Origin of the sequence: Amycolatopsis eburnea, from assembly GCF_003937945.1 — a bacterium.
GTDB classification, from domain to species: Bacteria; Actinomycetota; Actinomycetes; order Mycobacteriales; family Pseudonocardiaceae; genus Amycolatopsis; species Amycolatopsis eburnea.
This window is the reverse complement of record NZ_RSEC01000063.1, coordinates 15653-30306: the sequence shown is the minus strand read 5'-3', so window position 1 is coordinate 30306 and position 14654 is coordinate 15653. Positions and strand designations below refer to the sequence as shown.

General features: G+C 70.5%; 10 protein-coding genes. All 10 read right to left on the bottom strand.

Translation table 11 applies throughout. From position 1 onward, the window contains the following. Positions 1-21 precede the first annotated feature (21 nt). Positions 22-1842 (bottom strand): OmpL47-type beta-barrel domain-containing protein, encoded by a 1821-nt coding sequence (locus EIY87_RS44005; RefSeq protein ID WP_125315988.1) that lies wholly within the window; start codon positions 1840-1842, stop codon positions 22-24. A gap of 63 nt (positions 1843-1905) precedes the next feature. Beyond that, complete coding sequence (locus EIY87_RS44000; RefSeq protein ID WP_404800163.1) at positions 1906-5769, bottom strand: ThuA domain-containing protein; 3864 nt, start codon at positions 5767-5769, stop codon at positions 1906-1908. 95 nt (positions 5770-5864) lie between these two features. After that, positions 5865-6842: a multicopper oxidase domain-containing protein gene (locus tag EIY87_RS43995; protein WP_125315984.1), complete on the bottom strand. Its 978-nt coding sequence runs from the start codon at positions 6840-6842 to the stop codon at positions 5865-5867. A gap of 16 nt (positions 6843-6858) precedes the next feature. Then, entirely contained in the window at positions 6859-7713 is an 855-nt protein-coding gene (locus EIY87_RS43990) for a TIM barrel protein (protein ID WP_125315983.1), read from the bottom strand. A 9-nt stretch (positions 7714-7722) separates the two neighbouring features. Continuing rightward, entirely contained in the window at positions 7723-8727 is a 1005-nt protein-coding gene (locus tag EIY87_RS43985) for a sugar phosphate isomerase/epimerase family protein (RefSeq protein ID WP_125315981.1), read from the bottom strand. Beyond that, a complete protein-coding gene (locus tag EIY87_RS43980; RefSeq protein WP_125315979.1) occupies positions 8724-9866 on the bottom strand; it encodes a Gfo/Idh/MocA family protein in 1143 nt (380 codons plus the stop codon). Before EIY87_RS43980 ends, EIY87_RS43985 begins: the two co-directional genes overlap by 4 nt. A 31-nt stretch (positions 9867-9897) precedes the next feature. Beyond that, complete coding sequence (locus EIY87_RS43975) at positions 9898-10953, bottom strand: substrate-binding domain-containing protein (RefSeq protein ID WP_191984501.1); 1056 nt, start codon at positions 10951-10953, stop codon at positions 9898-9900. A gap of 20 nt (positions 10954-10973) precedes the next feature. Beyond that, positions 10974-11975 carry an ABC transporter permease gene (locus EIY87_RS43970; protein ID WP_125315976.1) on the bottom strand — a complete coding sequence of 334 codons (1002 nt, stop codon included), beginning with the start codon at positions 11973-11975 and terminating at the stop codon, positions 10974-10976. Beyond that, positions 11972-13471 carry a sugar ABC transporter ATP-binding protein gene (locus EIY87_RS43965; protein ID WP_125315974.1) on the bottom strand — a complete coding sequence of 500 codons (1500 nt, stop codon included), beginning with the start codon at positions 13469-13471 and terminating at the stop codon, positions 11972-11974. The genes EIY87_RS43970 and EIY87_RS43965 overlap by 4 nt, the downstream gene beginning before the upstream one ends. Then, positions 13468-14652, bottom strand: a complete 1185-nt coding sequence (locus EIY87_RS43960) for an ROK family transcriptional regulator (protein ID WP_158641458.1) — start codon at positions 14650-14652, stop codon at positions 13468-13470. The genes EIY87_RS43965 and EIY87_RS43960 overlap by 4 nt, the downstream gene beginning before the upstream one ends. Between the last annotated feature and the right edge of the window lie 2 nt (positions 14653-14654).

Here is a 14654-nt window from a genome sequence, read left to right as displayed (position 1 = left end):
ACGACCGGCCGCGGCAGATTCCTACAGGCGCTTCTTCACGTCCGGTTTCGCGGTGGCCGCCGGGGTGCCGCCGATGTCGGACTCGATCGCCGCCGTCACGATGCGGTTGCGGTCGCCCGTGGACAGCACGCCGTTGGTCACCAGTTCCTGGGTCACCGCCTTCACGTGCTTCACGAAGGCGTCGTGCGAGGCGTACTCCGCGTTCTCGTCGATGACGTCGTTGAGCGTGCACCCGTTGCCGATGTCGATGTTCTCCACCTGGCTGTCGACGCCGCCGATCACCACCGTGTCGCGGGTGTCGGAGTTCGGGCACGCGTCCGGCGGGGGCGCGGCCGCGACCACCGTGAACGCACCGGACACCTCCGCCGAGACGTTCCCGGCGATGTCCGTGGCCCGCGCACGCACCGTGTGCGCACCCAGCGCGGGCACGGCCACCGGCGCCGAGTACCGCGTCCACACCCCACTGTCCAGTTTGTACTCCACGACGCCCACCCCGGACTCCGCGTCGGAAGCGAGCACCGTGACCGTCGCCGAACCCACGTAGTTCCAGCTCCCGTCCTGCTTCCCGGTCACCTGCAACGCAACCGAAGGCGCGGTGGTATCCCCGCCGGCGACCACCGTGAACGCCACCGACCCCTCCGCCGACGCGTTGCCGGCGACGTCACGAGCGCGGTAGCCCACCGTGTGCGCCCCCACCGCCGTCACCGCGACCGGTGCCGCGTAGGCGGTCCACGCTCCACCGTCCACTTTGTACTCCACCGCGGCGACCCCGGACCCGGCGTCCGAAGCCGTCACCGTGACCGTCGCCTTGCCGACGTAGCTGCCGTCGTCGTCCTGGGTTCCGGCCACCGCGGCCGTGACGACCGGTGCCGTCGTGTCCCGCTTGACCACCGTGAAGCTCGACATGCCCTCCGGTGACGTGTTCCCGGCCGCGTCGGTCGCCCGGAAGTGGACCATGTGCGCACCGGCACCCGTCACCGCGACCGGTGCCGAATAGCGCGTCCAAGCGCCGCCGTCGAGCTGGTACTCCACCGAAGCGACCGCGGAGTCGGCGTCGGTCGCCGTCAAGGTCACCGTGGCCACGTCGAGGTAGTTGCCCGACGGATCCTTGTCCCCCGAAAGGGAAGCGGTGACCGTGGGCGGCGTCGTGTCGCCCTGCCCCTCGACGATCGTGAAGTGCGCCATCCCCTCTTCGGACGTGTTCCCGGCGACGTCGGTCGCGCGGTAGTTCAGCATGTGCATGCCCACGGCGGACACCACCACCGGCGCCGAGTACGCGGTCCACGTGCCGCCGTCGAGCTGGTACTCGACCGACGCCACGCCGGAGCCCGCGTCGGTCGCGGTCAGCGACACCGTCGCCGACTCGATGTAGTTCCCCGACGGGTCGCGATCACCCGCCACCGCCGCGGTCACCACCGGCGGCGTGGTGTCCCCGGTGCCGTCGGAGACGACGAACTCCCCCACCATCGCGCTGTGGCCGGGGATCGTGCAGAAGTACCGGTACTTGCCCGGCGTGAGCGTCACCGTCGCCTCGTGCCGGCCGTTCTGCGGGTCGAACGGGTTGGCCAGGATGTTGAGCGAGACGTCGTGGTTGTAGCCCGGCGTCGAGGTGTCGAACGTCAGCGTGTGCGACATCCCGGTGGTGTTGCCGGTGGCTTCGCTGTTCTCGAAGACGATCGTGGTCTCGCCGGGCAGCGCGCCGGTGGGCGCGGACGCGTATTCGGTGGTGCTGTTGTTCCCGGTCCAGGTCAGCGTCTGGACCGGCGCCGCCACCGCGGGGGTGGCCAGCCCGAGCAGGGCGAGAAAAGCCGTCAGCAGCACGGCGATCAGTCGTGGGGACATCGCGGGAGAACCTTCCTGGGATGGGAGGGACGGGGGCCGGGCGCGTGCCCGGCCCCCATCGCGCTACAGCTGCCGCACCCGGATGTTGCGGAACTCGATCAGGTCGTTGTCGCTGTGGTTCTGCAGCCCGATGAACCCGCTCACGAACTGCCGCAGGTCGGTCGGCGGGTCACCCGCCCGCGACGACTGCTGGCCCGGCGTGTTGTCGAACTCGTTGATCACCACGCCGTTGCGGATCATCGTGTAGTGCTGCCCGACGACCTTGATCTCGTACTCGTTCCACGTGCCCTTCGGCCGGGCACCCGCCTGGTCGAGCGGGCGCGGGTCGAAGTTGTAGACCGACCCGGTCTTCTGCGGCTCACCGGTGTCGCCGTCGTAGATCTGGATCTCGTGGCCGCAGTAGATGGCCACCCACGCCTGCGACGTCCGCGCCGACCCGACCGTGCCGCAGCTGCCCGGCGGCCGCTGGTCCAGCGGGGTCCGCGGGTCCGGGAACCGGACGAACAGCCCGCTGTTGGCCCGGTACCCCTCGGGGGCGATGTCCTTGAACTGGACCTTCACCGAGAAGTCGCCGAACTGCCGCTGGGCGTACCACAGCATGCCCAGCCCGCCTGCCGAGCGGATCGACCCGTCGGGTTGCAACGTGAACTGACCCGAAGGCGCTTGTTCCCACGCTCGCAGCGACGCGGCTGTGCCGTCGAAGAGCGCCTCGTAGCCGGTGGTGCCGGCGGTCCCGATCGGCGACGCCGCCGCGGCCGCGTTCAGCTCGGCCACCTCGGCGTCGTTCAGCACCCCGAGGTCGGACAGCGTCTGCGTGGCCTGGTCGACGTGGTTGACGAACGCCGCGTGCGTCGTCCACACGCCTTCGTCGTCGATGAAGTCGTCCACCGTGCAGCCGCCACCGGCGTTGCGGTTGACCACCTTCGTGATGCTGTCGCCCAACGTCACCACCGGGCTCGGATCGGCCACCACGCAGCCGACGTTCACCGAGGTCCGGGTCGTCACCGCTTCGCCGTTCGCGTAGGTCACGGTCAGCTTGGCGGTGAACAGGCCGGTGCGCGGGTAGGTGTGCCGCGGGTCGGCCTGGGTGGACACCGAGCCGTCGCCGAACTCCCAGCGGTAGGACACGCCGCCGGACTTCGAGCCGGTGAACGCCGCCGTCAGCGCCTTGTTCTGCACCATCGTCGACGTCGCCGCCGGCGCCGGGGTCGCCGCGCCGCCGGTGTAGCTGATCTTCAGCAGCTTCTGGTTGGCGTCCAGGGAGAAGAACCCGTTGCCGTAGTCCAGGACGTACAGCGCGCCGTCCGGCCCGAACTTGGCGTCCATCCAGCTCTGCACCCGGGTGTCCCCCGAGCCGCCCGGGATGATCTGCCGGAACGTCTCGGCGAACACCGGCGGCTGGTGCGTCGGCACGCCCGCCGGGTCGACGGTCACCGCGACGCGGTTCTGCGAGTTGGACTCGTCGCCGATGAACCACTTGTTGTCCCAGTACGCCGGCCACGCGACGCCGCTGTTCGTGTTGACCAGCGAGCGGTGGTACGTCGGCCCGGACATGACCGCCTGGCCGCCGCCGCGCAGGTACGGCTGGGTGTAGGTGGCGTCCGCCGCGACGTACGTCGGGATGGACGAGCCCGGCCGCTTCGGGAAGACCGGCCCGCCGCCGTCCGGCGAGTACCAGATCATGTTGTCCTTGATCGGCGGCAGGTTCACCAGGCCGGTGTTGCGCGGCGAGGTGTTGACCGGGTTGTCGCAGTCGTACCAGCCGGTCAGCTCGGCCGCGTTGGTGCTGCTGCGGTCGCGGTAGGGCTGCCGGTTGCCCATGCAGTACGGCCACCCGTGGTTGCCCGCCTCGGTGATGATGGTCGCCGTCTCGTACTTCGCCGGGCCCAGTTCAGGGCTCGGCGAGGACGCGTCCGGACCGACCCAGCCCGCGGTCATCCAGTTGTGCACGGGATCGATCTGCAGCCGCGAGATGTTGCGGACGCCCATCACGTAGATCTCCGGGCGCGTCTTGTCCGCCGGCCCGTTCGGGAACAGGTTCCCCGGCGGGATCGTGTAGGTACCGTTCGGCTCCGGGTGGATGCGCAGGATCTTGCCGCCCAGGTCGTTCGTGTTGCCCGCGGTGCGGCGCGCGTCCTGGAAGGAAAGGCCCTTGTAGTCGAGCGTCCAGTTGTTGCCCGAGTAGCCGTTCGAGCCGCCCGAGGAGTTGTTGTCCCCGGACCCGACGTAGAGGTTGCCGTCCTTGTCGAACGCCATGCCGCCGCCGGCGTGGCAGCAGCTGTGGATCTGCACGTCCCAGGACAGCAGGTCCTTGCGGGTCGCCTGGTCGATGGTCTGCTTCGCCAGGTCGTAGGTGAAGCGGGAGATCGTGCGCTTGCCGATCCGCTTGTCGCGGTCGATCGACTCGTGCGGCATCCAGTAGGCGTAGAACCAGCCGTTCTCGGTGAACTTCGGGTCCAGCGTGATGCCGAGCAGGCCCTCTTCGTTCTTGACCAGCTCGTCACCGCTGCCCCGGTTGCCCATCACGCGCAACGTCGTGAGCAGCTTGACCTTCTTGGTCGCCGGGTCCCACTGGTGGATCGTGCCGCAGCCGAGGCCGACGTTCGGGTCGTCCCAGCTGACGACCGGGCCGGTCGGGCAGGCCGCCTTGCCGATGTAGAACACCTTGCCGTCCGGCGCGATGGTCAGGCCGTGCGGCTCGCCGATCTGGTCGAGCTGCCCGGCCGCGTTCTTGCCGGTCAGCCGCTCGACCTTGTAGTTCGCGGCGATCCCGGCCTGGCAGTCGCCGCGCACCATGCCGGTCGTCCAGCGCAGGGCGCCGAGCAGGTGCTTCCGGAACTGGTCTTCGCCGTAGGACCCTTCGGTGCGGCCCATGCCGGTGTAGAAGGAGCGGCCGCCGTCGTAGTCGCGGCACCACGAGATCGGGTGGAACGCGCCGTTCGCGCCGACGCCCGGGTTGTAGCCCTTCTCCTCGACCTGCGCGACCGTGTGGACGGTGCCGACCGGGTTGGTCTCCCAGTTGAGCCACCGGTCGGTGCGCGTCCAGTTCTGCGGCAGCCCGGCGGTGGCCGGGTGCTGCGCGTCGAGGACGTCGACGACGGCCTGCTGCGGTGCCGGCTCGGGCGGCGGCGGGGTCGTCGAGGTGTCCTTGAAGAGCTTGAGGTCGGCGAGCTGGATGAGCGGCTCACCCGAGTTCGCGGTGATGTTCAGCCGGTAGTTCGGGTACACCGTCGTGTTGGCGAAGGTGAACGTCCGGGTCTGGAACCGTTCCTGGAACACCTCGTTGGTGCGCGTGTCCAGGTCGACCCAGGTGCTCCCGTCGGCCGAGCCCTGCAGGGTCCAGTTCTTCGGGTCACGGCCCGGGAAGTCGTTGGCCGAGACCAGCGAGTAGCTGCTGACCGCGACCGGAGTGGCCATCTTGTACGCCGCCCAGCCGGTGTTCGCGAACGTCAGCCACTTCGTGTTCTCGTTGTTGTCGGCCAGCTTCTCCTTGGTCTCGTTCGGCGGGTTTTCCGCGCTCGCGGTCACCGACGCCACCGCTTCCGGCGTCGGGCGCGCGCCGACCGGGCGAGCCCCGATCAACCCGGTGAACCACTGGGACGAGTCCTGGGCGCGGGCGGCGTCGGAGATGCCGAGGAACCCGCCACCGGCCTTCATGTACGCCTGCAGCGCGCCTTCCTGGTCACGGCTGAGCGTGACGCCCTGCGCGGACAGGAACACGACACCGCGGTACCGGGCCAGGTTCGCGGCGTTGAACACGGCGGGGTCCGAGGACGCCGTCACCGTGATGCCGTTGTCCGTGCCCAGCCGGGCGATCGCGTCCGCCGCGCGCAGCACGGGGTCCTTCTGGTCCGCCGCCGCGCCGTGGAAGACCAGCACGTTGACCGGCACGTTCACCGCGGCGGACGCGGCCTGCGCCACCGGCATCGTGATCAGCGGGGCCCCGGCCGCCAGGACCGAGCCGATGGCGAGCACGAGCGCCCCGCGCCTTCCGAACCACCGTTTTCCCATAGCTCCCGTCCTCATGCGTGCGTCCGTCCATCGGGGCTCATGTCGTGCCCGGCATGGTCATGCAGCTTGAACCGGTCGATCGCTTCCTGCGCTCCGTCTGGCAGGCTGCCGTCGGCGTTGCGGACCAGGAACAGGCCCACCATCCCGCCGTCGGAATGGGTCTGGACGTGGCAGTGGTACATCCACGCCCCCGGCCCGACGCCCTCGCCGGCGATCACCTGGAAACCGAACGAACTGCCGGGGTCGAGGTTCTTGTTGTCGACGATGGCAGCGTTGTCATCGGCGCTGCTGAGCATCCCGGTGCGGGTGTCGGCCCAGCGGTGGGCGTGCAGGTGGAACGTGTGCGGCAGGCTGCCGTACCCCACGCACACCCACTCGACGCGCTCGCCGAGCCGCGCCTCGAGGATCGGCGTGTCGGGCGCCATCTTGTGGTTGATCATCATCTCGTTGAACACCACGGTGTACTGCTTGCTGGGCAGCAGGTCGCCGCGCTTGCGCACGATCAGCCCGCCGTAGAGCCCGCGCGCGAGCCCGGCGGTGCCGTGGTCGGTGCCCATCGCGTGGTCGTGGTAGTGCCAGTAGCCGGCGTTGCCCGGCATCCAGAAGCCGCTGCCCGTGTCGTAGCGGGCGCGCGTCTTCCAGGTGTAGGTCCGCGTCTCGTACGGCTTGTTGAACGACGCGTTGAGCGGGGCGCCGTCGGATCCCGTGTCGTAGTTGACGCCGTGCGGGTGGATCGACAGCCGCTGGTCGGTCCGGTTGACCAGCTCGATCTCGAGGGTGTCGCCCTCGTAGATCTCCAGCAGCGGCCCCGGGATCGTGGCCTTGCCCGGCTCGAGGCCGTAGCCGTAGAGGCCGCCGGGCAGGGCTTCGGCGTAGATGGTGATCTGGCGGGTCAGGCCCGCCGCGTAGGCCGAATCGGCCATCCCGACCGCGGGCGCGAGGACGCCCGCGGCGGTTCCGGCCAGCATCGACCGACGTGACACTCGCATGTGGATTCCCCCGGGGTCAGAAGCGCACGGTGCGGAGGTACTCGAACCCGACCTTCGCGGTGTTCAGCGGATCGGCGGGCTGGTCGTGCTCGACGATGTACTCACCGATGGTGTGGCAGGACGCGGCGAAGATGCGCGGGAAGTCGATGACACCCGCGCCGGGGTCGACCATCTGCCCGTCCGCGGTCCGGTCCTTCACGTGGTACTGCTTGACGCGCGGGTAGTTGCGCCGGAACAGCTCGACCGGGTCCGCGCCGCCGTTCACCGCCCAGAACAGGTCGATCTCCAGGTGCACGAGCCGCTTGTCCGTCTTCGCGGTGAGCACGTCGTAGGGCACGACGCCGCCGATCGGGGCGAACTCGTGGTCGTGGTTGTGGTACCCGAGCTTCAGCCCGGCCTTCTTGAACGCCACCGCCGCGGTGTTCATGCGGCCCGCGAAGGCTTCCCACTCGGCGATGGTGCCGAAGTTCGCGTACGGCACGACGGCGGAGGTGTTGCCCAGGATCTTCGCGTCGGCGATGGTCTGGTTCAGGTCGCCGTCGATGCCCACGTGCGTGGACGACGCCGTGAGGTGGCACCGGTCGAGGATGGCGCGGAACTCGGTCGCGCTGCGGCCGTACGTCCCGGCCAGCTCGACCTTCCGGTAGCCGATGTCGGCCAGCGCCGACAGCGTGCCTTCGGGATCGTTCTGCAGCAGGGAACGCAGGGAGTAGAGCTGGATGCTGATCTTGTCGAGCGGCACGCGGCGGCGGGCCGGGGAGGCGGCCGCGGTGCCGGGTAGCGCGATGGCCGCGGCCCCCACCGTGAGGGCCGCCGTCGCCACGTTCAGGAACGTTCGTCGGGAGTGCTGCTCTGGCCGTTCACCGCACATGGAACTCCCTCATCTCTGGTTGCTGAAAGCCGCGTCGAAAGCCGCCGACGGCTGGTCGAACAGGTGCTCGCGCAGGTACTTCACCGCCTCCGCCGCGCCCCGGAGCCGGTCCATCCCGGCGTCTTCCCACTCCACCGAGATCGGGCCGGTGTAGCCGATCGAGTTCAGCGCCCGGAAGCAGTCTTCCCACGGGACGTCGCCGTGGCCGACGGACACGAAGTCCCAGCCGCGCCGCGGATCCGCCCAGGCCAGGTGCGACCCGAGCCGTCCGTTGCGGCCGTCGAAGCGCTTGCGGGTGTCCTTGCAGTCGACGTGGTAGATCCGGTCGGCGAAGTCGAGGATGAACCCGACCGGGTCGAGGTCCTGCCAGACGAAGTGCGACGGGTCCCAGTTCAGCCCGAACGCCGGCCGGTGGTCCACGGCTTCGAGGGCGCGCTTGGTCGTCCAGTAGTCGTACGCGATCTCCGACGGGTGGACTTCGTGCGCGAACCGGACGCCGACCTCGTCGAAGACGTCCAGGATCGGGTTCCAGCGCCGGGCGAAGTCCGCGTAACCGTCATCGATGTCATCGCGCGTGACCGGCGGAAACATCGCCACGTACTTCCAGATCTTCGACCCCGTGAAGCCGATGACGGTGTCCACGCCGAGCTTCGCCGCGGCCCTCGCGGTGTCGGCCATTTCAGCGGCCGCCCGCTGCCGGACGCCCTCGGGTTCGCCGTCGCCCCAGATGCGGGACGGCAGGATCGCGCGGTGCCGGGCGTCGATCGGGTCGTCGCAGACGGCCTGGCCGACGAGGTGGTTCGAGATCGCCCACACCTTGAGCCCGTGCTCGGCCAGCAGCGCCAGCCTCGCGGGGACGTAGTCCTCTTCGGACAGGGCGCGGTCGACCTCGAAGTGGTCGCCCGAGCAAGCGATTTCCAGGCCGTCGTAACCCCAGTCGGCGGCCAGCTTGCAGACCTCCGTGAACGGCAGGTCGGCCCACTGGCCGGTGAACAACGTGACGGGACGGCTCATTTCCCCTCCTCCACGGCGGTCCAGGTGGCTTCCGTTGCCGCGCTTTGCCAGACGGCGTGCAGGACCCGCTGGACGCGCAGGCCGTCGTCGAAGCTCGGCGTGGGGTCCGTGCCCGCGCCGATGGCGTCCAGGAGGTCGGCGACCTCGTGGGTGAACGTGTGCTCGTAGCCGAGCAGGTGCCCCGGCGGCCACCACGCGCCGACGTACGGGTGGTCGGGCTCGGTGACGAGGATCCGGCGGAACCCGGCTTCGGTGCCGGTGCCCTCGTACCACTGGAGTTCGTTCATGGACTCGAAGTCGAACGCCAGGCTCGCCTTCGAGCCGTTGATCTCCAGCCGCATCGCGTTCTTGCGGCCCAGCGCGAACCGGGTCGCCTCGAAGGTCGCCACCGCTCCCCCGGCCAGCCGGGCCAGGAACAACGCGGTGTCGTCGACCGTCACGTCGTCCGTGCCGCCGGTTTCGGACGGCCGTTGCTTCACGAAGGTGTTGGTCAGCGCCGAGACGCCGGTGATCAGGTCGCCGGTGACGAACTGGGCGGCGTCGATGATGTGCGCCCCCAGATCGCCGAGCGCGCCCGAGCCCGCGCTTTCGCGACGCAGCCGCCAGGTCATCGGCGCTTCCGGGTCCGACAGCCAGTCCTGCAGGTACACCGACCGCACGTGCCGGATCTCGCCGAGCGCCCCGCTCGCGACGAGGTTCCTGGCGTGCGCGAGCGCGGGCACCCGGCGGTAGTTGAACGCGACCATGGCCCGCACCCCGCGTTCCCGGGCCCGCCGCGCCGCCTCGGCCATCGCCTCGGCCTCCGCGACCGAGTTGGCCAGCGGTTTCTCGCACAGCACGTGCTTCCCGGCCTCCAGCGCCGCGATCGCGATCTCCGCGTGGCTGTCCCCCGGCGTGCAGACGTCGACCAGGCCGACGTCGTCCCGCGCGACGAGCTTCCGCCAGTCGGTTTCGACGTCCTCCCACCCGAACTTCTCCGCGGCCGCCCTGGCCCGGGTCTCGTCGCGGCCGCCGAGCACGGCGAGCCTCGGTACCAGCGGCGGGTCGAAGAACCGGTGCACGCTGCGCCAGGCGTGCGAGTGCACCGCTCCCATGAACGCGTGCCCGACCATGCCGATCCCGATGGTTTCCCGGCTCATGCCCCTCCTTGTGTTCTGGCGAAAAGTCCGGTCAGGAATCGAAGCCGACGTCGAGGTACTGGTCGACGTTCTCCTTCGTCACGACCGCCGAATACGTCGTGATCTCGGCCGGGATGTCGTGCTCGGCCAGGTCGCCGATCCCCTTGCCCTGCCCGAGCAGCCGGGCGAGCGCGACCGCCGTCGAGGCCATCGACGGGCTGTAGAGCACGGTCGCCTTGATCGGCGACGAGTCCGCCTTGATCAGGTTCATCATGTTCTTCGACCCGGCGCCGCCGACCATGATGAACTCCTTGCGGCCCGCGGTGTCGATCGCCGCGTTGACGCCGATGCCCTGGTCGTCGTCGTGGTTCCACAGGGCGTCCAGCTTGGGCGCGCCCTGCAGCAGGTTCGCGGTCTGCTGCTCGCCCGACTCCGACGTGAACTGCGCCGACACCCGCGGGCCCACGCTGAACCCGGCGCGCCCCAGCGCGTCCTTGAAGCCCTTGCTGCGTTCCTGGGTCAGCGGCAGCGAATCGATGCCCGCGACCTCGCCGATGATCGGGTTCGCGACGTTCTTCTTCTTGAGCTCCGCGGCGATGTAGTTGCCCGCGTTGACGCCCATCCGGTAGTTGTCGCCGCCGATCCAGGTTCTATAGGCCAGCGGCGTGTCGAAGACGCGGTCGAGGTTGATCACCGGGATGCCGGCGTCCATCGCCTGCTGGCCGACCGAGGTCAGCGCCTTGCCGTCGAAGGGCAGGATCACCAGCACGTCGACCTTCGCGTTGATCAGCGTCTCCACCTGGGAGATCTGCTGGTTGACGTCGTTGGTGCCCTCGGTGGCGGTGAACTTCACCTCGCTGAACTTCTGCGCCTGCGCCTTGGCGTTCTTGGTGATCGCCGCGATCCAGCCGTGGTCGGCGGCGGGCGCGGAGAAGCCGATGGTGACCGGCTTGCCGGGCTGGGCGTTGTTGCCCGCGTTGGCGACCGGCGCGTTCGACTCCGAGTTCGCGGGCGTGTTCGACGTGCAGCCGGCCAGCAGCGCGCCGGCGCCGACGGCGGCCCCGCCCAGCAGGAATCCCCGGCGGCCGAGGAAGGGTTGTTCGGTCATGACGGCCTCCAAAGGTGTTTCTACGGACCGGTCCTGGCTTTCCTGGCCCGGAACTGCAAGAGCACGGCGAGCACGATGATCACGCCCTTGGCGATGTTCTGGATGTCGGTGTCCAGGTTGTTCAGCGTGAAGATGTTCGACAGCACAGTGAAGATCAGCACGCCGATGAGGGTGCCGATGAGCGAGCCGCGGCCGCCGGTCAGCAGCGTGCCGCCGATGACCACCGCCGCGATCGCGTCGAGCTCGTAGAACATGCCGTTGGTCGACGCGCCCGCCGTCGTCCGCGCGACGACCATCAGCGCGGCGATCCCGCAGCACAGCCCGGCCACGCCGTAGACGAGCGCGAGGTGGCGCTTGACGTTGATGCCGGCCAGCCGCGACGCCTCGGCGTTGCCGCCGACCGCGTACGTCCGGCGGCCGAACGTGGTGCGGTTGAGCACGACCCAGCCGACCGCGAAGACCAGCGCGAACAACCAGATCAGCGTCGGGATGCCCAGGAAGCTCCCCCGGAAGAAGGCGAGGAAGTCCTGGTCGGCGACGACCTGGGTGCGCCGGCCGCTGATCCGCTCGGCGAGCCCGCGCGCCGAGACGTACATCGCGAGCGTGGCGATGAACGGCACGACCTTGCCGTAGGCGACGAGCACACCGTTGATCAGCCCGCAGCCGAGCCCGACCGCGAGTCCACAGAGGACCATCACCCACGGGCCGTACGACTGCGTGGCCAGCGTCGTCAGCCAGACGCCGGCCAGGCCGACCATCGAGCCGACGGACAGGTCGATCCCGCCGCTGATGATCACGAAGGTCATCCCGACGCTCACCACGCCGATCGCCGCGGCCAGCCGCAGGATCGTCGAGATGTTGCTTTCGGTGAAGAACAGTTCCGGCCGGGTGAACTGTCCCACCAGGCAGAGCACCACGAGCACGCCGGCCAGGCCGAGCAGCCGCGGGTCGGCGGCGAAGGCGAACCGCCGCTTCCGTTCGGCGGGAAGCGCTTCCTGTGGCGGTGCTTGCGTTTCGGTCATGCCGCGCTCCCCTCGAGAATCACGTCGAGCACCTCGGCCTCGGTCAGCCCGCCGGAGCGCCGGTCGGCGAGGACGCGGCCCTCGCGCAGCACCAGCACCCGGTCGGACAGCCCGAGCACCTCGGGGATTTCGCTGGAGACCAGCACGATCGCGACGCCGGTCGCGGCCAGCTCGTCGATCAGCCGGTACAGCTCGGCGCGGGCGCCGACGTCGACGCCGCGCGTGGGTTCGTCGAGCAGCAGCACCTTGCAGCCGCGGACCAGCCACCGCGCGAGCACGGCCTTCTGCTGGTTGCCGCCGGACAGCGTGCGCACGATCCGCCGCGGGTCGGCGGGCCGCAGGTCGAGTCGGCGCAGGCTCGCGCCGGCGTCGTCGAGTTCCTTGGCGCGTTCGGTGAACCCGAGCTTCGCGTAGCGGCCGAGGCTGGCCAGGGTCACGTTGTGCACCACCGGCAGGTCGAGCAGCAGGCCCTGGCTCTTGCGTTCCTCGGGCGCCAGGCCGATCCCGGCCTTGACGGCGGCCAGGACGTTGCCGGTGCCGAGCGGTTTCCCCTGCACGGCGACGGTTCCGCGGTCGGCCTTGCGCGCGCCGAAGATCGTCTCGAGCAGTTCGCTGCGGCCCGAGCCGACCAGCCCGGCGATGCCGACGACCTCGCCCGCGTGCACGGTGAAGCTGACGTCCTCGAACTCGCCCGCCCGCGAGAGGTGCTCGACTTCGAGGGCCACCTCCGGCCGGGCGTGGCCGTCGTGACGCGGGCCGAACACGGTCTCCACCTTGCGGCCGGCCATGAGCGCGACCAGGTCGGCGGTCGGCGTCTCGCGGGCGTCGAGGCCGGTACCGACGGTCCGGCCGTCCTTGAGCACGGTCACCCGGTGCCCGATCCGGCGCAGCTCCTCGAGCCGGTGGGAGATGTAGACGACCGCGACGCCGTCGGCGGTCAGCTCGCCGACGATCCGGAAGAGGTTGTCGACCTCCTCGCCCGCCAGCGCGGCGGTCGGTTCGTCCATCACGAGCAGCCGGGCGTCGTGGGCGAGCGCGCGGGCCATCGAGACGAGCTGCTGCCCGGCAGCCGACAGCTTGCCGACCTCGGTGTTCGGGCGGATGTCGGGGTGGCCGAGCCGGGCCATCAGGCGGGCGGCCTCGTCGCGGGCCTGAGAGATGCGCGTGAAGCCGAAGCGGGCGCGTTCGTGGCCGAGGAAGATGTTGTCCGCCACCGAAAGGCCCGGGACGAGGTCGAGTTCCTGGTACATGGTGGCGATGCCGAGGCGCAGGGCGTCGACCGGCGTGCCGAGCGTGACGGGCTCGCCCTGCCAGGTGATTTCGCCGGTGTCGGGCTGGTGCGCGCCGGCGAGGACCTTGATGAGCGTCGACTTGCCCGCGCCGTTCTGGCCGAGCAGGCAGTGCACTTCGCCCGGTTCGACGTCGAGGTCGACGCCGTCGAGCGCGCGGACGCCGGGGAAGGTCTTCACGATCCCGCGGACGGACAGCAGGCTCATACCGTGGCCTCCTCGACGAGCGTCGGGTTCGCGAACAGCCGCTCGGCGGCCAGGTGCGCGGCGCCCCGCAGCGGCGCGCCGAGGCCGAGCCGGGACGGCACGACGCGGGCGTGGCCGAGCGGCCGGGCGGCCAGCTCGACGCGGACCGGCTCCACCAGCCAGTCCCCCAGCTCGGCGAAGTAGCCGCCCAGCACGACGACGTCCGGGTCGAGCACGTCGACCACAGTGGACAGTGCGACGCCGAGCGCGACGCCGAGTTCGTGCACGGCCGTGGCGGCGCGCTGGTCGCCACGCCGGACGCGGTCGGCGAGCAGACCGACCCGTCCTTCGACGCCGAGCGCGGGGTCGTGCAGCGGGTCCCCTGGCGGCGCCGCGGCGCGCAGGACGGCGGCGAGGTTCGCCTTCGTCTCCAGGCAGCCGGTCCGGCCGCAGGCGCAGCGCTCGCCGACCGGGTCGACGGCGATGTGCCCGACTTCGCCCGCGAACCCGCGCGCGCCGCGCAAGATCGCGCCGGCGGAGACGAGGCCGCCGCCGACGGTCGTGCCGCCGCTGAGGTAGAACAGGTCTTCGGCACCATCGAGGGACTCGGCGAGCGCGCCGAGGTTGGCGTCGTTGTCGACGGCGACGGCCTCGGCGGGCAGGTTCAGCCGCGCGGCCATCAGCCCGGCGATCTCGGCGTCCCGCCAGCGCAGCACCGACGCGAGTCTCAGCACGGCGACGGCCGAGTCGACCAGCCCCGGCACGGAGATCGCGACCCCGACCGGAGCGCCGGGCAGGACTTCACGGGCCAGGTGGGCGAGTTCGTCCATGCCTCGCTGCAGCCCGAGCGCGGCGACGTCGACGGTCTCGGCCCGTTCGGCCAGCACCCGCCCGGCCAGATCGGTGACCACGGCCGACAACCGGTCGGCCTCGATGCTCAAGGCCAGCGCGTACGCGCCTTCGCCGTGCAGCTCGACGAGCCGGCTCGGCCGCCCGTTCCCGGGCAGCACCCCGGCGGCCCGGACCAGCCCGCGCCCGGCGAGGTCGGTGAGCAGCGCGGGAACGGCCGACTTGGCGATCCCGCACCGGGCGGCCAGCTGCGTCCGCGAGAGCGGCCCGCCCCGCAGCGCGCGCAGGACAGCGGCCAGGTTCGCGGTCCGCGGGCTCGCCGGATCGGCTCGCCTCGTCCCGGTGACGGCCACGG

What these genes read in the sequence shown, in the direction of transcription:
- EIY87_RS44005 (WP_125315988.1), bottom strand. Translation starts at nt 1,842, where the DNA reads ATGTCCCCACGACTGATCGCCGTGCTGCTGACGGCTTTTCTCGCCCTG.
- EIY87_RS44000 (WP_404800163.1), bottom strand. Translation starts at nt 5,769, where the DNA reads ATGCCGGTGGCGCAGGCCGCGTCCGCCGCGGTGAACGTGCCGGTCAAC.
- EIY87_RS43995 (WP_125315984.1), bottom strand. Translation starts at nt 6,842, where the DNA reads ATGCGAGTGTCACGTCGGTCGATGCTGGCCGGAACCGCCGCGGGCGTC.
- EIY87_RS43990 (WP_125315983.1), bottom strand. Translation starts at nt 7,713, where the DNA reads ATGTGCGGTGAACGGCCAGAGCAGCACTCCCGACGAACGTTCCTGAAC.
- EIY87_RS43985 (WP_125315981.1), bottom strand. Translation starts at nt 8,727, where the DNA reads ATGAGCCGTCCCGTCACGTTGTTCACCGGCCAGTGGGCCGACCTGCCG.
- EIY87_RS43980 (WP_125315979.1), bottom strand. Translation starts at nt 9,866, where the DNA reads ATGAGCCGGGAAACCATCGGGATCGGCATGGTCGGGCACGCGTTCATG.
- EIY87_RS43975 (WP_191984501.1), bottom strand. Translation starts at nt 10,953, where the DNA reads ATGACCGAACAACCCTTCCTCGGCCGCCGGGGATTCCTGCTGGGCGGG.
- EIY87_RS43970 (WP_125315976.1), bottom strand. Translation starts at nt 11,975, where the DNA reads ATGACCGAAACGCAAGCACCGCCACAGGAAGCGCTTCCCGCCGAACGG.
- EIY87_RS43965 (WP_125315974.1), bottom strand. Translation starts at nt 13,471, where the DNA reads ATGAGCCTGCTGTCCGTCCGCGGGATCGTGAAGACCTTCCCCGGCGTC.